This is a genomic window from Vibrio sp. T9 (assembly GCF_003123985.1).
GTDB lineage: Bacteria > Pseudomonadota > Gammaproteobacteria > Enterobacterales > Vibrionaceae > Vibrio > Vibrio diabolicus.
In genome coordinates this window covers 216,020-235,184 of sequence record NZ_NIGY01000003.1, presented here as the reverse complement: position 1 = coordinate 235,184, position 19,165 = coordinate 216,020, and the positions used below count along the sequence as shown (strand labels likewise).

General features: G+C 46.3%; 18 protein-coding genes. 13 read left to right on the top strand and 5 right to left on the bottom strand.

All coding sequences use genetic code 11. The features are described from left to right. Positions 1 to 8 precede the first annotated feature (8 nt). From CBX98_RS07900 to CBX98_RS07880, 5 genes are all read left to right on the top strand, one after another. A complete protein-coding gene (locus CBX98_RS07900; protein WP_053808062.1) occupies positions 9 to 1,415 on the top strand; it encodes an aspartate aminotransferase family protein in 1,407 nt (468 codons plus the stop codon). Positions 1,416 to 1,501: 86 nt separating this feature from the next. After that, positions 1,502 to 2,476, top strand: a complete 975-nt coding sequence (eutB, locus tag CBX98_RS07895) for a hydroxyectoine utilization dehydratase EutB (protein ID WP_109168915.1) — start codon at positions 1,502 to 1,504, stop codon at positions 2,474 to 2,476. 14 nt (positions 2,477 to 2,490) lie between these two features. Continuing rightward, positions 2,491 to 3,450: a cyclodeaminase gene (locus CBX98_RS07890; protein WP_109168914.1), complete on the top strand. Its 960-nt coding sequence runs from the start codon at positions 2,491 to 2,493 to the stop codon at positions 3,448 to 3,450. A 56-nt stretch (positions 3,451 to 3,506) separates the two neighbouring features. Next, positions 3,507 to 4,283, top strand: a complete 777-nt coding sequence (locus CBX98_RS07885; protein WP_109168913.1) for an Asp/Glu racemase — start codon at positions 3,507 to 3,509, stop codon at positions 4,281 to 4,283. 47 nt (positions 4,284 to 4,330) lie between these two features. Then, entirely contained in the window at positions 4,331 to 4,852 is a 522-nt protein-coding gene (locus tag CBX98_RS07880) for a DUF2058 domain-containing protein (protein ID WP_006741387.1), read from the top strand. Positions 4,853 to 4,945: 93 nt separating this feature from the next. Here CBX98_RS07880 and CBX98_RS07875 read toward each other — a convergent pair whose 3' ends face one another. The 3 genes from CBX98_RS07875 to CBX98_RS07865 all read right to left on the bottom strand — a co-directional run bounded on the left by CBX98_RS07875 (position 4,946) and on the right by CBX98_RS07865 (position 6,905). Next, positions 4,946 to 5,560 (bottom strand): LysE family translocator, encoded by a 615-nt coding sequence (locus tag CBX98_RS07875; protein ID WP_006741386.1) that lies wholly within the window; start codon positions 5,558 to 5,560, stop codon positions 4,946 to 4,948. 79 nt (positions 5,561 to 5,639) lie between these two features. Beyond that, positions 5,640 to 6,032, bottom strand: coding sequence for a ribosome recycling factor family protein (locus tag CBX98_RS07870; protein ID WP_048624767.1), 393 nt, complete (start codon positions 6,030 to 6,032; stop codon positions 5,640 to 5,642). Between the two features lie 3 nt (positions 6,033 to 6,035). Beyond that, positions 6,036 to 6,905, bottom strand: coding sequence for a LysR family transcriptional regulator (locus CBX98_RS07865; protein ID WP_006741384.1), 870 nt, complete (start codon positions 6,903 to 6,905; stop codon positions 6,036 to 6,038). A 105-nt stretch (positions 6,906 to 7,010) separates the two neighbouring features. On the opposite strand from CBX98_RS07865, the gene CBX98_RS07860 reads away from it, so the two are divergent. Further along, entirely contained in the window at positions 7,011 to 8,267 is a 1,257-nt protein-coding gene (locus CBX98_RS07860; protein WP_109168912.1) for an adenylosuccinate synthase, read from the top strand. 370 nt (positions 8,268 to 8,637) lie between these two features. Then, complete coding sequence (gene ansB, locus CBX98_RS07855) at positions 8,638 to 9,702, top strand: L-asparaginase 2 (RefSeq protein WP_109168911.1); 1,065 nt, start codon at positions 8,638 to 8,640, stop codon at positions 9,700 to 9,702. Between the two features lie 84 nt (positions 9,703 to 9,786). Here ansB and CBX98_RS07850 read toward each other — a convergent pair whose 3' ends face one another. Beyond that, positions 9,787 to 10,623: a pyruvate, water dikinase regulatory protein gene (locus tag CBX98_RS07850; protein WP_005392709.1), complete on the bottom strand. Its 837-nt coding sequence runs from the start codon at positions 10,621 to 10,623 to the stop codon at positions 9,787 to 9,789. A gap of 251 nt (positions 10,624 to 10,874) precedes the next feature. Between CBX98_RS07850 and ppsA the strand changes: the two genes are divergently transcribed. The 4 genes from ppsA (at position 10,875) to tyrS (ending at position 16,538) form a co-directional block, all read left to right on the top strand. Further along, positions 10,875 to 13,247 carry a phosphoenolpyruvate synthase gene (gene ppsA / locus CBX98_RS07845; protein WP_006741382.1) on the top strand — a complete coding sequence of 791 codons (2,373 nt, stop codon included), beginning with the start codon at positions 10,875 to 10,877 and terminating at the stop codon, positions 13,245 to 13,247. A 169-nt stretch (positions 13,248 to 13,416) separates the two neighbouring features. Then, entirely contained in the window at positions 13,417 to 14,196 is a 780-nt protein-coding gene (locus tag CBX98_RS07840) for a hypothetical protein (RefSeq protein WP_006741381.1), read from the top strand. A 193-nt stretch (positions 14,197 to 14,389) separates the two neighbouring features. Further along, positions 14,390 to 15,196, top strand: a complete 807-nt coding sequence (locus tag CBX98_RS07835) for a helix-turn-helix transcriptional regulator (RefSeq protein WP_046876144.1) — start codon at positions 14,390 to 14,392, stop codon at positions 15,194 to 15,196. A gap of 82 nt (positions 15,197 to 15,278) precedes the next feature. Then, the gene (gene tyrS / locus CBX98_RS07830) at positions 15,279 to 16,538 is read left to right on the top strand and encodes a tyrosine--tRNA ligase (RefSeq protein ID WP_109168910.1); all 1,260 of its coding nucleotides are present in this window, start codon (positions 15,279 to 15,281) and stop codon (positions 16,536 to 16,538) included. Positions 16,539 to 16,616: 78 nt separating this feature from the next. Here tyrS and CBX98_RS07825 read toward each other — a convergent pair whose 3' ends face one another. Next, positions 16,617 to 16,976, bottom strand: coding sequence for a DUF6559 family protein (locus CBX98_RS07825; protein ID WP_172605939.1), 360 nt, complete (start codon positions 16,974 to 16,976; stop codon positions 16,617 to 16,619). A 112-nt stretch (positions 16,977 to 17,088) separates the two neighbouring features. Between CBX98_RS07825 and CBX98_RS07820 the strand changes: the two genes are divergently transcribed. Together CBX98_RS07820 and CBX98_RS07815 are read left to right on the top strand one after the other, a co-directional pair. Beyond that, positions 17,089 to 17,970, top strand: coding sequence for a LysR family transcriptional regulator (locus CBX98_RS07820; RefSeq protein ID WP_005392703.1), 882 nt, complete (start codon positions 17,089 to 17,091; stop codon positions 17,968 to 17,970). Between the two features lie 104 nt (positions 17,971 to 18,074). After that, positions 18,075 to 19,157 (top strand): efflux RND transporter periplasmic adaptor subunit, encoded by a 1,083-nt coding sequence (locus tag CBX98_RS07815; RefSeq protein ID WP_172605938.1) that lies wholly within the window; start codon positions 18,075 to 18,077, stop codon positions 19,155 to 19,157. Positions 19,158 to 19,165 lie beyond the last annotated feature (8 nt).

Below are 19,165 nucleotides of genomic sequence, written 5' to 3'. Positions count from 1 at the left end.
GAAGGATCATGAGCAACAAAACCCAACAACTTTTAGAGATCGACCGTCAGAGAGTATTTCATGCCTCAACCCACCTGAAGCAGTATGCGGCTGGGGAGCTTTCGGGAAGAATTATCTCGAGCGGAAGCGGAATACGCATCACCGATTCAGAAGGCATCGAGCTGATAGACGGCTTTGCCGGGTTGTATTGTGTGAACATTGGCTATGGTAGGACTGAAATGGCCGATGCCATTTATGAACAAGCCAAAGAGCTGGCGTACTACCATACTTACGTCGGTCATACCAACGAAGCACTAGTGACACTGTCAGATCGCATCATCAAAATGGCGCCTGAAGGCATGAGTAAAGTCTACTACGGCATGTCAGGCAGTGATGCGAACGAAACTCAACTTAAGTTGGTCTGGTATTACAACAATGCTCGTGGTCTACCAGAGAAGAAAAAAATTATCTCCCGTGATCGCGGCTACCATGGTTCAAGTATCGCTTCGGGTTCAATGACAGGGTTGCCTCTGTTCCACGCACATTTTGATTTACCGCTTGAGCGCATCAAGCACACCATGGCGCCGTATTACTATCGCCGTGAAGACGAGAGCATGTCTGAGCTTGAATTCTCTCAATATTGTGCGGATCAACTCGAAGCGATGATCTTGGAAGAAGGCCCTGAAACGGTGGCAGCGATGATTGCAGAACCAGTGCTCGGTACTGGTGGTATTGTGCCACCACCAGAAGGATACTGGCAGGCGATTCGCAAAGTACTCGACAAATACGATGTACTCTTGATTGCGGATGAAGTGGTCTGTGGCTTTGGCCGCCTCGGCTCCGATTTTGGTTCGCTGCACTACGACATGAAACCGGATCTCATCACGGTAGCGAAAGGGTTAACCTCTGCGTATCAACCGCTATCTGGCGTGATCGTCGGTGAACGAGTTTGGAGTGTGCTAGAAAACGGCACCGACCAATGGGGTGCTATCGGACACGGTTATACCTACTCCGGTCACCCAATGGGAGCGGCAGCCGCGAACTGCAACCTCGATATCATTGAACGTGAAGGCCTGGTGCAAAACGCAGCCGAAGTCGGCGCTTACTTGCAGCAACGTATGGCGGAGACGTTTAACGATCATCCATTGGTCGGTGATACTCGTGGCGTTGGCTTGTTGCATGCGTTGGAGTTTTCTTCAGACAAACTCCGCCGAGCACACTTTGATCCAAACTTGAAAGTGGGTCCGCAAATCGCGGCAGCCTGTTTAGAGCAAGGCTTAATCGCTCGTGCCATGCCACATGGTGACATCCTCGGCTTTGCTCCACCGCTTATCGCGAACCGTAATGACATCGACACTATTGTCGACAAAGCGCACCAAGCGGTCAATAAAGTGATGGATAACCTCGTCACGTCTAAACAGTGGCAGCCAAAATAGCCGCGAATTAACCAACTCACAAACCTACCAATGATTACCGCCCCCTCTGACCAAATTAGAGGGGGCGGTCCTAAGAGACGTACTACATGGAAACACAAGCAATCTTTGCCGCAAAGAAAGCGATTAACGGATTAGTCAGTCGCACACCATTACTTCACTCACCACTGTTATCGCAACAATATAAATGTGAAATTTGGTTAAAACTGGAAACACTACAACCTATTGGTGCTTTTAAATTGCGTGGAGCGACTCATGCCATGAACAAACTGAGTGAGGAACAAAAACAACATGGCGTCGTCACTTGCTCTACTGGTAATCACGGCCGTGCCGTGGCTTATGCTGGGCAACGACTAGGAGTCCGCACCGTGATTTGTATGTCCAATTTAGTGCCACAAAACAAAGTCGACGCAATTAAAGCATTAGGCGCAGAAGTTCGAATTGTTGGGCAAGCTCAAGACGACGCGGAGCGAGAAGCATTGAGGCTAACAGAAGAAGAGTCGATGACCTATCTCTCACCATTCGAACACCCAGACATCATCGCCGGACAAGGGACCATTGGACTAGAAATCATTGAAGATCTTCCTGATGTCGACGTCATTTTCGCCGGGCTATCTGGCGGCGGATTGATTGGTGGTATTGGCTTAGCCGCAAAATCAAACAGCAGCAAAGTGAACGTGTATGGCGTTTCCATGGACAAAGGCGCAGCGATGGTAGAAAGCATTAAAGCAGGAAAACCAGTACAAGTTGAAGAGCACGAATCGTTTGCTGACAGCTTAGGTGGCGGCATAGGTTTAGACAATCGCTATACCTTCAAACTCGTGCAAGAAGTCATGGATAAAGCGTTTTTAGTCAGTGAACACAACATCGCCAAAGGCATGGCAGATATTTTCGATGCAGAAAAATTTGCCGTAGAAGGCGCGGCCGCAGTGGGGCTTGCCGCCATTCACCAGCATCAACTGGACTTACGCGGTAAGAAAGTCGTTTTGGTGCTCAGTGGAAAAAACGTCTCTTCAGACACTTTTGAGACGGCATTAAAAATCGGCCGCCAAGTCAAAAAATAACCGAGGTCGTGCGAATGAAAATCTATAATAAATCTCAGATAGAGCAAGTAACTCAGTTAGATCTTAATGCGTTAGCGGCCGTGGAAAATGGCTTCAAAGCGCTTGGGCAAGGCAACGTCACCATGCCTCCGGTTCTTAGTATGGCAATCGAAGAGCATAACGGCGAAGTGGATGTAAAAACGGCGCATATCAAAGGTAATGAGCGCTTCGCGATAAAAATCAGCCCAGGATTTTTTGATAACCCAAAACTGGGACTACCCAGCCTAAATGGTTTGATGGTGCTCTTTAGCGCGAAAACAGGGCTGGTTGATAGCGTATTGTTTGACGAAGGGTATCTAACCGACATTCGTACTGCTCTCGCCGGCGCTATCTCCGCGAAATACCTGTCGAACTCAGAAGCATCCAAAATTACGGTTATTGGCAGTGGGCTTCAAGCAGAACTCCAAGTCGCTGCGATAAAATTAGTTAGGCCAATCTCCCAAGTGAACATCTGGGCAAGAGACAACACAAAATCGCAGGCTTACAAACAACGCATGGAGCAACGATACGATCTATCCGTATCTGTACACTCCTCTATCCAGCAAGCATGCCAAGAAGCCGACATTATTGTCACGACAACGCCATCAAAAGAACCTTTGCTGAATTGGGAAGATATCCCATCAGGAGCACACGTGATCGCTATGGGTTCAGACAGTCCTCATAAACGTGAGCTTGCCACCTCAGTCATCCTAAATGCTGAGCATCTGGTGGTTGATCGAATCAGTCAGTCAGAATCACTTGGCGAATTACGCAGTGTAGACAAACCGCTCACCCGTAGCCTAGTCGAACTTGGCGACATCATTTGCGGCAAACACCCCTACTCGAGGCGTGTTGACGATGTTTCGGTATGTGATTTAACAGGGACTGGCGTTCAAGACACCGCAATCGCTGACTATACCGCTCAACAACTCACCAGCATTCAATCCACGATGTAACTTATTCCCTGTGACTTTGGCGGTGGGCAACCACCGCACTTTTTGAGGGCCGTAACATGCCAGAGCTCTGTACGTTTCAATCTTTAACCACTCAGTTTGAGTTTTCGGCGGATGTATCCGCTTATCAACGTTCAATCGGACTCATTCAACTCGCGACCGACTATGTGCTAGAAAACGAATGGCGCGAGCATTTACCCGCAGATGTTCGCTTATACACTTCACGCTTTCTCACCACAGGTACTGTCGATCCTCTGCACTTAACAGACATGCAAAACAGTATCCGCGAGTGTGTACGCACCATCGTGCCAATGTGGCCAATCAACGTCATGGCGTTTGGCTGTACGTCAGCTAGTGTGCTCATTGGCTCCGATCAAATCACTGATTTAATTCGTCAAGAGAGACCCGAAGCCATAATAACTAACCCTTGGCAAGCCGCACTGAGAGCGCTTGAACACCATCAAGCTCAAAGAATCGTTATGCTGACGCCGTATACCAATGACGTCAATCACCCACTTTATGAGTCCATGACCGAACATGGCATTGACGTTCTGGCCTTTGGGTATTTCAATCTCGACTACGATCCCCATATCCCAACCATCGGAGGACAAGACGTAGAAAATGCCTTAGCGCAGCTGCTTGAGTCGATTGATTGCACTGTGGACGCGGTATTTATTTCATGCACGAACATGCGAGTCATGCATCTACTGCCTTATTTCTCAAGCCGCTTTGGTATTCCTGTACTAAGCTCCAACCAAGTGATGCTTTGGGACGCATTGCGTTTGCTTGAGTCCGATAATTTCTCCGACGTGTCATCATCGCCCTTTCCTTGCTGATAAGGACTCGCTAAAATGCACAAAATTGCGCACTAACTGGATGAAACATGGCAAAACTTACCCTTCAAGAACAAATGCTGAAAGCTGGCTTAGTTAATGAAAAGAAACTAAAGAAAGCGAAGAAAGGCTCTAAAAAATCACGCGTTCAAGCACGCGAAGTAAAAGCGGCGGTTGAAGAGAATAAACGCCAACAGTTAGAGCGTGATAAACAATTGAGCGAACAGCAAAATGCCGAGCGTTTGAATAAAGAGATCAAAGCGCAGATCAATCAATTGATTGAGATGAACAAGATCGACTTAAAAGATGGCGATATTAAGTACAACTTCACCCATGGCACCTTGGTTAAGTCACTGTATGTTGATGCTCTCATCCGTGAACAGTTGATTAAAGGCATTCTAGCCATTGCTATTGTCGGTGAAAGCTACGTTGTCATTCCACGCGGAGTAGCAAATAAAATTGCTCAACGTGATGAATCCGTCATCATCGAACAGAAAGAACCAGAATCGGACATTCCAGCAGAAGACGACCCATACGCAGATTTCGTCGTGCCAGATGACTTGATGTGGTAACAACAAACAATAGATGCATCAACGAAAAGAGCCGCTGATATAACATCAGCGGCTCTTTTTTAATAGAAAAATACGCTACAGAAATGATGTGCGTTATTGCTTACTTAGTAGCAAATTCACACCAGATGCGGCTAAAAACAGCGAACATCCGCGATTAAAACGTTTCGCCATTTTTGGATTTGAGAACCAATGTCTAAGGTACAAACCAAAAATCGCGTAAATTGAAATGGCGACCATTTCTAAAATCAAAAACGTGGAGCCAAGGGCAAAAAACTGCTCTTGAACGTTGGCGTTCACGTCTACAAACTGCGGCAAAAATGCAGTAAAAATAAGAATCGCCTTCGGGTTACCGGCGGCAAGCGTAAACTCTTGTTTCGCAAGCCCTGCATAGTTGCGTGAGTTAGTTAACTCAGAGATCGGGCTCGATTCCGAACGCCAAAGGTTGAATGCAATCCACAATAGATACAACGCCCCCACCAGCTTTAACGCTAAAAACAGCATTTCTGATGTGTACAAAATCACTGCCAGCCCAGAGGCAGACAACGCGATCATGCCAGAAAATGCCGTAATACGCCCTAAACTAGCGACAAACGCGGCACGAAAACCGTAACAACGCGCATTATTCATTGCCAATAAGTTGTTTGGGCCTGGAGTCATATTCAGAGCAAAGCAAGCGGGAATAAAAAGGAGGAGCTTCCAAATATCCATGATAAAAAATGGCCTTAATTTTTAGTAATAGCCAGCACCGTAACATTGGCTGCTAGAATGAGTAAATAAAAATTCTACGCTAGAGCATTTCCGCTTCAAACCGAGCTGCTCTGGCTTGTGCAATCGTACAGTGCGTTTCTGTCATTAACTCCGCCAAGGTGATATTTGGGTTTTGCACCACCAACCGAATCAGTTTTTCTTCCAACGGTTCCAGTTTGTCCTGATGAACGGATAACCCTTTCTCCAACTTATTCATCACAAACCTTAGCTCTTCACACTGCCCTGCTTTTAGCTGATCAAGTAACGCTTTTAAGTTCAAAGCTTCTCCAGAAACTTGCCAATGACGAGAGCGCCTAACTCGCTTAACGTCACACCCGCAATCCGCCGCAATGACTTTAATGCGTTTAGCATTCTCACCGCCAATGCGATGAATCAGAGAGGGCAGCGAAACAATAATGTCGTCATCTTTCATCCGTTACTCTCCCACCACTGACACATTCTCTCCAACCCAAGTGAGTAGCTGTTTGGCGGCTTTGGAGAGCACCTGATTTTGGCGCACAATGTAGCCGAAATCGGTGTTTGGAAAACTAGGCAAAGGCGTGACTTCTCGGGAAAGCATTAACCTCGGATCAAGAGAGAAATCCGGCACAATGGCGGTCCCAAATCCTGCTTCTGCCCAGTCGATTTGTGCTTCCACACTGCCCACTTCCATCACGCGATGCTTAGGCAGATTTAACTCAGGTAAAGACGCATCTATCAGCTCACGGGTTCGCGTGTCGTGCCCTAGCAGAATCAACGTCTGGCTCTCTTTTCGATTGTCCTGCCACTCAAAAATGTTATCGCCAAACGCACACCAGTGAATTTGCGTGAGAGGCGTAAAATGCAACGGTTGACTCTCTTTTTGTGCGATAACAAAGCCGATATCGGCACGCGCACTTTTCACCAAATCCACCGCTTGAGAAGACGTGGTATTGAACAATGCCAAGTCGATACCCGGGTATTCACTTTTGAATTGCTGAAATGGTTTGATAAGCAGTAAACGTGAAACGATATCGCTCGCCGCAATAGAAAGCGTTCCTTGCGTAAGATCGTTGATGGCATTGAGATCCGATTGGCAAATTTGCAGCTCATTAAGCATCCGCTGCGCCGTATCTAACAAACGCTTCCCCGCTTGCGTCAACTGCACAGGATTTCGCTCAATCAATTTCGTGCGCGTGGCCTGCTCCAACTGCTTGATATGCAAGCTGACGTTCGGTTGCGTCATGTGCAGCTCCGTCGCTGTTTTGCCAAAATGTTTTACCTCTGCAAGAGTTACGAAGGTTCGCAGCCAGTTCAAATCTAACATAGCCAATTCCGATATGAAATTCTTATCAAGTTAATGAGTATAATTAATTTCTCTTATTATGGCGAACACCTTAAGATTTTTGCATCTGTTTTTGGAGATTAAATTATGTCGTCTATCGTTGTTGTGGGTGCAAACTGGGGTGATGAAGGCAAAGGCCGCATCGTTGACTTTTTGGCAGAGCAAGCTTCTGCGAGCATTCGTTTTCAAGGTGGTAACAACGCGGGTCACACCGTGGTTAACGACCTAGGTACGTTCAAGCTGCACCAGCTACCAAGTGGCGTTTTCAATCCAGACTGTTTGGCAGTATTAGGTCCGGGTATGGTTATCAGCCCTGCGTTGCTGTCTCAGGAGATTGCGGAAGTTGAAGAAGCGGGCGTAAAAGTGAATATGTGCATCTCTGATCGCGCAACACTGTGTCTACCTCTACACGCACTAGAAGATACGCTGGAAGAACAACGTTTAGGCGACAAAGCATACGGTTCAACTCGTCAAGGTATTGCACCTGCGTACGGTGACCGCGTAATGAAGAAAGGCATCCTTGTTGGTTGGTTGAAGCAACCAGAAGTATTGGTTGAACGCCTTCAATTCATGATGGATTGGAAACTGCCGCAACTGCGTGCGCTTTACCCGACGTTCGAGTTTGAACAAACCGCTGAAGAAATGGCGAACTGGTTGCTAGAGGTGTCTGCACCTTGGCGCGATTCAATTTGCAACGTAACGCTTCCTCTAAAAGAGCTACAAGAAAAAGACAAAACACTGTTGTTCGAAGCGCAGCTTGGCGCGGGTCGTGACCTTGTTTACGGTGAGTACCCTTGGACAACGTCTTCTAACGTTGTATCAATGTACGCAGGTATCGGCAGTGGTCTTCCAGCACTTCGTCCTGAGCGCGTTATTGCGGTTGCAAAAGCATTCAGCTCATCAGTAGGTACCGGTACGTTGATCACGGCAATGGAAGAGCAAGACGCTTTCCGCGAACTTGCAGGCGAGTTTGGTGCAACTACAGGTCGCCCACGCGATATGGGTTACTTCGACGCAGTAGCAACAAAGAACGGTGTTGAACTTCAAGCCGCAACTGAAATTGCACTAACGAAAGTAGACTGTTTGACTGGTCTTAACGATCTGAAAATCTGTGTTGGCTACGAAGGCGACCACAGCGAAAACCCAATCTGGCCTCAAACTGCATCTCTTGCGCCAATCTACGAGAAGATGGAAAGCTGGAGCGAGGACATCACAGGTTGTCGTAAGTTTGAAGAGCTTCCAGTAGCAGCACAGAAATACGTTCTACGCATTGAGGAACTGATGGGCGTACCAGTAAAAATGGTGTCTGTGGGTCCTGGTCGTGAACAAATGATTATGCGATAAGATGTGAATTAACACATCATTGGCAAGCGGCTTTTATCTGTTCCGGGGTAAAGCCGCTTTTTTTTACACTGTAAACTTTGAAGAAATTGCACTTCTCAATTCGTGTTTAGTAACCTAATCGCGCCTCCCTTCCCTCTTTATTTCCCAATCAATAGATTAGAGCATATAACGCATTATGCACGTTATTAGTACATCTCACTTGTTAAAGAAGCACGTTATTTAAGTTAATTGTTTGAATTAATGTTCTTTAACTGATTGCTTGATCACGATCTTCATCTGCAATTTGTTGAACTAGTGCTCAAAAAATCTAACCCGCTGTTTTTAGGATAGATGAGTTCCCCAACATCCAACCTAATAGCAGGTGATTCCTATGACGAAAAATCTTTTCCGCCTCAGTACGATAACTCTCGGTTTATGCATCAGTTCGTTCTCTTTTGCGCAATCCGATCTTCCGAACATTAAAATTCTTGCCACTGGCGGCACCATAGCAGGCGCAGGTCAATCTGCGACAGAGTCAAACTACACAGCAGGTAAAGTCGGCGTTGAATCATTGATTTCTGCGGTACCTAGCATGACCAACATTGCCGATATTTCCGGAGAGCAAGTAGTCAGCATTGGTTCACAAGACATGAATGATGAGGTATGGCTTAAATTAGCCAAACGCGTCAACGAACTGCTCGCTCAAGATGATGTTGACGGTATCGTCATCACTCATGGTACTGATACGTTAGAGGAAACCGCTTACTTCCTTGATCTTACCGTCAAGAGCAAAAAGCCAGTCGTGATCGTCGGTGCAATGCGTCCTTCCACCGCAATGAGTGCTGATGGCCCAGTTAATTTATACAACGCCGTCGTGACAGCCACCGATGAAGATTCTGAAGGGCGCGGCGTGTTAGTCGCGATGAATGACACTATATTCGACGCGCGAGACGTAACTAAAACAAGCACCACTTCCGTCAGTACTTTCCAGTCACCTAACTTTGGCCCTATCGGTTACATTCATAATAGCGATGCCAAATATCAACGAAGCCCAGAGCGTAAACACACCACAGAAACACCATTCGATGTATCAAAACTTAACACACTACCTAAAGTAGGCATTGTTTATAACTATGCAAATGCGTCGAGCTTACCAGTCAAAGCCTTTGTTGATGCCAAGTTTGACGGTATTGTAAGTGCTGGTGTGGGTAATGGTAACTTGTACCACACGGTCTTTGATGAGCTAGAAAAAGCGAGCAAAGATGGCGTTGTTGTTGTAAGGAGCTCCCGAACGCCTAGCGGATCAACCACTTTGGATGCTGAAATTGATGACGAAAAATATGGCTTTGTTGCCTCAGGCACACTAAACCCACAAAAAGCACGTATCTTACTGATGCTGTCACTGACTCAAACCAAAAACTATCAAGACATCCAAAAGATGTTCCAATACTATTAAATCATTCTGTGTAAGGCATCTTTAGATGCACAAGAGGAGGTGTTACTCGCCTCCTCTTGCACACGACGATGTTGGCGCCCCTGGTTAACCAAACAAACGGCGCTTCATTCCTGCTTTTTCCAGAATACGCGTAGTAATTTCCTCAACAGACAGAGAGGACGTATTGATGTATGGGATCGCCTCTCTTCTAAACAACGCCTCTACGGTGTCTAGCTCCAACTTACACTGCTCAGTACTGGCGTAATCACTTCCAGACAAACGATTCTCACGGATTTCAGTCAAACGTTCAGGGTCGATAGTAAGCCCGAATAATTTATGACGATGGATCTCAAACTCAGGCAACAAGCGCATCATCTTCACGTCTTCCGCGATAAATGGGTAGTTCACGACACGCAAACCAAACTGCATCGCCATATATAGGCTGGTGGGGGTTTTTCCGCTGCGCGATACTCCCAGCAGGATGATATCGGCTTGTTCCAACCCTTTTAGCGTGATGCCATCATCATGCGCCAATGTATATTCAATGGCCGCGATACGGTCGAAATAGGTATCGGAATCTTTCCCCACACTGCGAGAACGTTGCAACTTGGGTTTTGGTGCCATCTGAATGTCGTCTTGCACTTTCTGTACAATGCTTTCCAACACATCGTAGCTGTATGCAGGCGCTTCCAGCAGCATTTCACGTACGTCTGGCACCACGATAGAGAAAAACACCAGAGGTTTGACGCCATTGCGTTGGTAGGAAGTTTCAATTTCTTTTACAACGTCAGCAACTTTGTCCTGGCTTTCTACGAACGGAAAGGTTTTTTCGTTAGGAATGAACGGAAATTGACCGAGAACAACATGCCCTAATGTCTCACATGTTATCGCCGTACCGTCAGAAACATAGAACACATCACGACTTTGGTTATTTATTTGCATTTCTGTTTAATTTTTCAAAATCTTTTGAGTAGGATGGTAAACATAATATTAATAAATCAGTTTGGCTTTCAGTTAGGTTCACCACAGCTTTAAAAATTCTTTTGAATTTTTTTCAGCCAGAACGTAATCGTTTGCCTTTGATATCAATCTAAATGAAGCAATGTATGGTCAAAGTGTAATAACAGCCAACATGCGATTGTTTAGAGCGATTTAAGTCCCCCTACTAAGCTGCAATGTTTCTGGAGAAAGACATGCAAAAGAACACCCTCTGGTTCAATGGCCTATCCATGGATGATGTCGACAAAGTCGGCGGTAAGAATGCTTCACTTGGCGAAATGGTTTCTAACCTAGCGAACGCAGGCGTTTCTGTACCAAATGGTTTTGCGACAACCTCATACGCGTTTAACCAATTCCTTGACCACGAAGGTTTGGATGAGCGTATTCACCAATTACTTGATGAACTAGACGTTGAGGATGTGGAAGCTCTGCGTAAGACAGGTGCAACCATCCGTCAATGGGTATTAGAGGCCCCTTTCCCTGCGGACCTTGAACAAGAAATCCGTGAAAACTACCAAGAACTGATTGAAGGCAACCCTGAGCTTTCAGTCGCAGTTCGTTCATCTGCTACGGCAGAAGACCTGCCTGATGCCTCTTTTGCTGGTCAGCAAGAAACGTTTTTGAACGTGAAAGGCATCGACGCAGTACTAGAAGCAACTAAGCACGTTTACGCTTCTCTATTTAACGACCGTGCGATCTCTTACCGTGTACACCAAGGTTTCGATCACCGTGGTATCTCGCTATCGGCGGGTATCCAACGTATGGTGCGTTCAGACAAAGCTTCTTCGGGTGTAATGTTTACGCTTGATACTGAGTCTGGTTTCGACCAAGTTGTCTTCATCACCTCTTCATGGGGCCTAGGTGAAATGGTCGTTCAAGGCGCAGTAAACCCTGATGAATTCTACGTTCATAAGCCAATGCTTGAAGCAGGTGAGCACCCGATCGTTAAGAAAACATTTGGTTCTAAGTTGATCAAAATGATCTACTCTGACAACCAAGAGATCGGCAAACAAGTTGATATCGTTGATACTTCTGATGAAGAGCGCAACACGTTCTCACTGAACGACGAAGAGATCAAAGAGCTCGCCAAACAAGCGATGATCATCGAGAAGCACTACCAGCGTCCAATGGACATTGAGTGGGCAAAAGATGGCATCGACGGCAAGTTGTACATTGTTCAAGCGCGTCCTGAAACCGTATGTTCACAAACGGAACAAAACGTGATTGAGCGCTACGAGCTACAGAACAAAGCAGATGTTTTGATTGAAGGTCGTGCAATCGGTCAACGTATCGGTAAAGGTGCAGTACGTTTGGTTGACTCTCTGGACCAAATGTCATTGGTTCAAGAAGGTGATGTGTTAGTTACAGACATGACTGACCCAGACTGGGAACCAGTGATGAAGAAAGCTTCTGCTATTGTTACCAACCGTGGCGGACGTACTTGTCACGCAGCAATCATTGCTCGTGAACTTGGTATTCCTGCAATCGTTGGCTGTGGCGATGCGACAAGCAAACTGACTGATGGCGCAACAGTGACAGTATCTTGTGCAGAAGGCGAAACGGGTTACGTTTACCAAGGTGAGCTTGAGTTTGATGTAAAACGCTCTTCTGTTGATGAACTGCCACTACTGCCGACCAAAGTGATGATGAATGTGGGCAACCCAGATCGCGCATTCGACTTTGCTCAGATTCCAAACGAAGGTGTTGGTCTTGCTCGTCTAGAGTTCATCATCAACAAGATGATCGGTATTCACCCGAAAGCATTACTTAACTTTGATGCGCAAAGCGATGAGCTAAAAGCAGAAATTAAACAGCGCATTCGTGGTTACAAAGATCCTATCGATTTCTACGTGAGCAAGCTGACTGAAGGCATCGCGACTATCGCTTCTGCTTTCTGGCCAAAACGCGTCATCGTTCGTATGTCTGACTTTAAGTCTAACGAATACAGCAACTTGGTTGGTGGTAAAGCCTACGAACCGCATGAAGAAAACCCAATGCTCGGCTTCCGTGGTGCGTCTCGTTACATTTCTCCAGTGTTTGAAGATTGCTTCGAGTTAGAAACTCAAGCTATCAAGCGCGTTCGTAACGAAATGGGTCTGAAGAACGTTGAAATCATGATCCCATTCGTGCGTACACCAAGCGAAGCTGCATCAGTGATAGATTTGCTAGCGAAGTTTGATCTGCGCCGTGGCGACCAAGGTCTGAAAGTCATCATGATGTGTGAGCTGCCATCCAACGCGGTACTTGCCGATGAGTTCTTGAAGTACTTTGACGGCTTCTCGATTGGTTCAAACGACATGACTCAGCTAACGCTTGGTCTGGACCGTGACTCTGGCGACGTTGCTCACCTATTTGATGAGCGTAACGCGGCGGTGAAAATCATGCTGAAAATGGCAATTGACGCAGCAACCAAAGCTGGCAAGTACGTGGGTATTTGTGGTCAGGGCCCATCAGATCATGAAGATTTGGCGGAATGGTTGATGGAGCAAGGCATCAGCTCTGTTTCACTAAATCCAGACACCGTTATCGATACTTGGTTACAGCTCGGTAAAGTTAGCAGCAAGTAACGCGCTAAAAACTCAAGCCCTCACACTCCCCTTGTGAGGGCTTTGTTATTCATACGTCATTTCGCAATCAGTTCGTGATTCCTCTCTCAAGATCGCCATTTAGTCAATTTCATTATCAAAGTCTGATGACCTAGAATGAAGATGTATCGACAACTCCAGAGAGAATTTGATGAAAAAGTCTATCGCACTCATTACCACATTGATGCTCCTAGCATCTCCCGCTTACGCAGATTGGGATGATATTTCCAACAAAATGTCTGAGCTAGGCGAAGCGGTTTCTGATACTGCGCAAGATGCTTGGGACGATACCAAAGCCTTTTCAAAGCAAGCGTGGCAAGATTTCACTAATTGGTCCGAGGAAGCAATCAATACCGCGGGCGAGTGGACAGAAGCCAGTATCGAGAAAAGCAAAGAATGGATAGATGCAGCCGACAAGAAAATTGATGAACTAATGGAAGGCGACACGCCAGAAGAAGCTCGCCAAGCCGTAGACTTAATGGCGGATAGTGCTTTGCTCAAGTTGTTTAATGAAAAGCCGGAGGCCAAAGCCATTTACGACAACGCTTATGGCTACGCGGTCTTTGATTCTCGTAAATTGTCTTTGTTGTTTCACACCAACTCAGGGTCAGGTGTCGCAGTAAATAAGGAAACAGAAAAACGCACTTATATGAATATGTTTGGTTTGGGCGTCGCACTTGGGGCTGGCGGCAAGTTTTACCAACAAGTGATTCTGTTTGAGAGCAAAGAAGACTTTGACACTTTCGTCAACGAAGGATGGGAAGCGACCAGTGAAGCCTCTGCTGTAGCTGGCGAAGATTCTGAGCAACTTTCAAAGCAATTTAACAGTGGCGTCGCCGTTTATCAGTTGAATGCAAAAGGCTTGCTCATCGATGCCAACGTGTCTGGTTCTAAATATTGGGTTAACGAAGAGCTCACCAACTCGCAGTAACGCATAGCAACTAATCGCTTAAATAGAACGGTTGTTATGCACCCTTATCAATAAGTTAACGTAGCTATGACTCCTCAAAACTGAGTACTTGTGCAACTTTCTCATGGGAAGTCACCAGAAGATGGTGACTTCCCTTTCTCGTTGGATGGCTTTTCGTTATGCTTGCCCAAAACCATCTGCGATTCGGTATCCCATGCCTGACAATAACTTTAATAATCTGCTGGCAGAAGCAATTTCTGCTCTTAATACGCCTAACTTTACTCCTAAGCTTATGCGTGTCATTCGCACTCTTTTTCATTTTGATTGCGCGGTTATTTTAGGTTATCGAGAAGGTAAACATCCTATCTATCTCTACGACTCGATTGAGAACGAGCGAGAGTTACTTTTTCAACGCTACCTTACTGACTCATTTCAAAATGACCCTTTTTTTCTCAAACTAAACGAGACAAAGCAACAAGGCGTATTTACGCTCAAAGACGTAGCACGCAAAGGCGTTGATTTTACTTCCTACTGCGAGCAGTTCTACCATCAGACAGGGTGGAAAGACGAACTGAGCATGCTAGTCGAAGTCGAACCTGGCCGTTGGGTCATGTTGTACTTCGGGTATATGAATGATGGAAAATACTTTTCTCAACAGCAAATCAATAAATTAAAGCCCTACTTCCCGATAATTCAATCGCTTTGTCAGCAGCACTGGAAACAAACGGAGTTTACCTTTTCTGAGCCTGTTTTTGCCCAAAGTGCTTATTCTGGCAGTATGCGATTGGCCATTGAGCAAGCTTTAGCAACATTTGGCGTAGAATCACTCACTCGTCGCGAGCAAGAGGTGGCTTCACTTCTCGCTCAAGGGTTTGACACCAAAGAAATTGCCGCGCGGTTACACTTAGTGCAAGGCACGGTCAAAAATCATCGAAAACGCATTTACTCGCAGTTAAATGTGTCTTCATTGAGTGAGTTATTCCAGCTTTTCCTCAATCACCTTATTCTCCATTCAAGATAAAAAACTGTCCCTTAAGGGATATATCGACAAAAGGTGTCGCGTTTTAGTCTGAATACAACAACCAATAAGACAGACAAAAAGAATGACGACACCATTACTGCAAGATTTACAAGATCGTGGCTTGATTGCGCAGGCCAGCGATTTGGAAGAAATTCAGACACTTCTCTCACGGCCACAAACCGTTTACTGCGGCTTCGATCCTACAGCTGGCAGCTTGCACATCGGCCACCTTGTGCCTTTGATCATGCTTAAGCGCTTTCAAGATGCCGGACACCAAGCTGTTGCCTTGATTGGCGGTGCAACGGGCATGATTGGCGACCCGAGCTTTAAAGCGACCGAGCGCAGCCTGAATTCTTCAGAAATCGTCTCAGGTTGGGTTAACGATCTTTCTAATCAAATTCAGCAGTTGATGAATCACCAACTGACCAAGCCAATGATCATGGTGAACAATGCTGACTGGATGAAAGCGATCAACGTCATCGACTTCTTCCGTGATGTGGGTAAGCACTTCTCGATCAATACCATGATCAACCGAGAATCGGTAAAACAACGCCTGCAACGACCTGACCAAGGTATCTCCTTCACCGAATTTAGCTACGCTCTGCTGCAATCGTACGATTTTGCCGAGCTAAACCGTCAATACGGTTGCCGTCTGCAAATCGGTGGCAATGACCAATGGGGAAACATCGTCAGCGGGATCGATTTAACTCGTCGCCAAAATGGTGAGCAAGTATTTGGCTTAACTCTGCCGCTGATCACCAAATCCGATGGCACCAAATTTGGCAAAACCGAAGGCGGCGCAGTATGGCTAGATCCTAGCAAAACCTCGCCTTACGCCTTCTACCAGTTCTGGCTTGGCGCAGAAGACGCCGACGTTTACCACTTCTTGCGTTACTACACGTTCTTGAGCTGCGAAGAAATTGCCAGCATTGAAGCGCAAGACCAAGCAAGCCAAGGCAAGCCGCAAGCACAACGTATTCTCGCTGAGGAAATGACGCGATTTGTTCATGGCGAAGAAGGTCTAGCCAGTGCCGAACGCATCACGCAAGCTTTATTCAGCGGTAATGTGCAACAACTGAGTTTGGGTGAATTAAAACAATTGGAGTTGGATGGTTTACCAAGCATTGAGAGCGCACAACAAGATTTGGTTGAGCTATTGATTGAGTCGGGCTTAGCAAGCTCGAAACGTGTTGCGCGCGAACACATCAGCAACAACGCCATCAGTGTAAACGGTGAAAAAGTGTCGGCTGATAACCCGAGTTTAAGCTTCCCACTGTTTGACCAATACTGGTTACTGCAACGCGGTAAAAAGCACTTCTGCCTCGTAAAGCGTGCCGCTTAACAAAGCATCGGAGTGACACCTCACAAGGCAAAGTGATATAGCGAGTTAACTGACAAGACTTTATAAGGTTAGCTCGCTCTAGTATCGGCTGTGCATACCAAAATGATGAGACATTCCATCTTCCATTCGGCCGCCTTTCCAGCCACCAGCACCGAATAAATTAAGCACATCCTGAGCGGTATAATCGGCATCAGCAAAGAAGTCATTCGCCACATCAGAGCGGATGGCTTGCAACTCTGGTTGATTTTCCAAATCAAGATCTTGCGGATTCGCGAACAACGCCAACGCAATTTTTTGTTGGCACGAGCTTAACTCGCAGGTGCTCGTCTTTACCTGACCGACGGAAAAGTACTCACGACTGCCGTATCCCACCATCAATCTCGTACTCATAAGCTTAATCACTTTCTTAATGCGGCGACGTTGTATAAATCTCAACATGTTGAAGTCCTTATTTATATTTCGATAATTAATAATAAGTTTTGTATACCACACATCAATACTCTAGAGTGTCAGGGTTTAGCATGGTGCTCAAAAAGTATGGAGTTCAAGAGTGAAAATTGACGATCTAAAACTGTTCACCAAAGTCGTCCAACTTGGCAGCTTTACAGCGGCAGCCAATGCTTTGGACTTGCCACGAGCAAATGTTAGCCGACGCATTGGAGAACTGGAACGTTACCTCGGAACGCAACTTTTTCACCGCACCACTCGCAGCCTTTCGCTGACAAACAAAGGCGATGCCTATTACCAAGATCTGCAAAAAGTGCTCACCTTGCTTGATTCGGCAAACCAGCAAGCCAGTAACGAAAGCATCGAGGTCAGAGGCAAAATTAAACTTGGCCTTCTGCCAGAAACCTATGAACCTCTTCAACCCATTTTGTTTGAATTTCAGGATCAATACCCGCAGGTTGAGCTCGACATTCGCAATATCAACAATGGCTTTATTGATATGTTTCAGCAGGGGTTGGACATCGCGCTGCACGGCGGCATGCTGTTTGATTCAGACATTGTCGCCAGAAAGATCTTAACGCTAGACCGATGTGTCGTTGCCTCACCGAACTATCTTCAAACTCACGGCACACCAGCCACATTAGAAGAGTTGAGCGATCATCAGTGCATTTGTTTTCGTTGGCCAAATGGCAATGTCGACAACCTTTGGCATTTTCAGGAACAAAACGTAGCGCTCAAACCGAAACTCATTTCCAACAACATCGGCTTTATCAAAAGCTCCACAGTGCTTGACCGCGGCATTAGTTATATCCCAAAACTGTTGGTAAAAAATGAGCTCGAATCCGGTGCATTGGTGCAAGTATTGTCTCAATATGCCGTCACAGAAGAAACGGGGTGGTTACTCTACCCTAAGCCGAAAACGCTGAACCAAGCTAGCCGGTTACTTATTGAACATTTGTGCAATAAAATTCCAAAACTTTTGTAGCTTGCATTTATTGTCATAAAATTCGTGACATTGAATCATGCACACGCATGATTATCTGAACATCTGTGAATTATAAGATGGCGCCGAAATTATGGAGCCATCTTATGAATCATCAAATTAAAACCGCCGCGCTGAGCACTATCGCGCTCTCTCTACTCGGCTGTAATCAAGCTCAACCTCAGGTTGAGGAGCCAAGCGCATCCAGACCCGTTCAAGTAATTGAAGTCAACGAAAGGAATGAAGAACTCAACAAATCATTCAGCGGGATCGTAAAAGCAAAAGAAACCGCCTCACTCTCTTTTCGTGTACCTGGCACCGTGGAAAGCGTGTTCGTAAATAAAGGCAGCGTGGTAGAAAAAGGCCAAGTCATTGCCACGCTGGACAAGCACGATTACCAAGTCTCACTAGAAGAATTACAAGCGCGTATGTTAGAAGCGCAATCAGCACACAAACTCGCGAAAGCCGAGTTAAAGCGCGTAAAACAAGCAACTTCTGATGATGCCATTGCCAGCGTAAACTTAGACCGAGCCATCAGCAGCTACGAACGTAGCCTCTCTGCCGTCAAAGTGGTTGAGAAAAACATCCAACGTGCAAAAGATGCCCTACGTTACACCACTCTGAGTGCACCATTCACTGGCATTGTTGCCGACGTTTCAATTGATCCACATGAGCAAACCTTGCCGGGCGGCAGTGTTGTGTCAATTCAGCAAGAAGGCAGCTGGGAAGTCGACATCGACGTGCCGGAAAATATGATTGCGCAATTCGCACTAGGTCAGCCAGCATCGTTGACTTGGTATGATTCGGAGCAATCCTACCGAGCAACCGTGGCAGAAATCGCGCCGAAAAAGCACCTGCTCAAACAAACCTATACCGTCACGCTAGACATCGATTCGATTTCCAGTGCGCTATTCAACGGTAAAGCAGTCACGGTAAACACCGCGCTCAACACCAGTCACTCAAGCCATTGCTTTCCTTACTCTGCAATTTTGGGTGAGAAACAAACTCTGCACGTGAATGTGGTTCGTGATGCGGTTATTCATTCAGAGCCGGTCAATCTTGACTCTATCGACGCATACCAAGCGTGTGTGACCGGAAGTTTTGAGCAAGGCGATTACGTGGTGATCAGCGGTAGCCATTATCTGAGCGAGGGCGATGCCGCCCCAAACCTGACCATCAAGACGTTGTAGGTGCGAAT

What these genes read in the sequence shown, in the direction of transcription:
- CBX98_RS07900 (WP_053808062.1), top strand. Translation starts at nt 9, where the DNA reads ATGAGCAACAAAACCCAACAACTTTTAGAGATCGACCGTCAGAGAGTA.
- CBX98_RS07835 (WP_046876144.1), top strand. Translation starts at nt 14,390, where the DNA reads ATGCCTGACAATAACTTTAATAATCTGCTGGCAGAAGCAATTTCTGCT.
- CBX98_RS07880 (WP_006741387.1), top strand. Translation starts at nt 4,331, where the DNA reads ATGGCAAAACTTACCCTTCAAGAACAAATGCTGAAAGCTGGCTTAGTT.
- CBX98_RS07885 (WP_109168913.1), top strand. Translation starts at nt 3,507, where the DNA reads ATGCCAGAGCTCTGTACGTTTCAATCTTTAACCACTCAGTTTGAGTTT.
- CBX98_RS07875 (WP_006741386.1), bottom strand. Translation starts at nt 5,560, where the DNA reads ATGGATATTTGGAAGCTCCTCCTTTTTATTCCCGCTTGCTTTGCTCTG.
- CBX98_RS07860 (WP_109168912.1), top strand. Translation starts at nt 7,011, where the DNA reads ATGTCGTCTATCGTTGTTGTGGGTGCAAACTGGGGTGATGAAGGCAAA.
- CBX98_RS07825 (WP_172605939.1), bottom strand. Translation starts at nt 16,976, where the DNA reads ATGTTGAGATTTATACAACGTCGCCGCATTAAGAAAGTGATTAAGCTT.
- tyrS (WP_109168910.1), top strand. Translation starts at nt 15,279, where the DNA reads ATGACGACACCATTACTGCAAGATTTACAAGATCGTGGCTTGATTGCG.
- ansB (WP_109168911.1), top strand. Translation starts at nt 8,638, where the DNA reads ATGACGAAAAATCTTTTCCGCCTCAGTACGATAACTCTCGGTTTATGC.
- CBX98_RS07865 (WP_006741384.1), bottom strand. Translation starts at nt 6,905, where the DNA reads ATGTTAGATTTGAACTGGCTGCGAACCTTCGTAACTCTTGCAGAGGTA.
- CBX98_RS07840 (WP_006741381.1), top strand. Translation starts at nt 13,417, where the DNA reads ATGAAAAAGTCTATCGCACTCATTACCACATTGATGCTCCTAGCATCT.
- eutB (WP_109168915.1), top strand. Translation starts at nt 1,502, where the DNA reads ATGGAAACACAAGCAATCTTTGCCGCAAAGAAAGCGATTAACGGATTA.
- ppsA (WP_006741382.1), top strand. Translation starts at nt 10,875, where the DNA reads ATGCAAAAGAACACCCTCTGGTTCAATGGCCTATCCATGGATGATGTC.
- CBX98_RS07890 (WP_109168914.1), top strand. Translation starts at nt 2,491, where the DNA reads ATGAAAATCTATAATAAATCTCAGATAGAGCAAGTAACTCAGTTAGAT.
- CBX98_RS07850 (WP_005392709.1), bottom strand. Translation starts at nt 10,623, where the DNA reads ATGCAAATAAATAACCAAAGTCGTGATGTGTTCTATGTTTCTGACGGT.
- CBX98_RS07815 (WP_172605938.1), top strand. Translation starts at nt 18,075, where the DNA reads ATGAATCATCAAATTAAAACCGCCGCGCTGAGCACTATCGCGCTCTCT.
- CBX98_RS07870 (WP_048624767.1), bottom strand. Translation starts at nt 6,032, where the DNA reads ATGAAAGATGACGACATTATTGTTTCGCTGCCCTCTCTGATTCATCGC.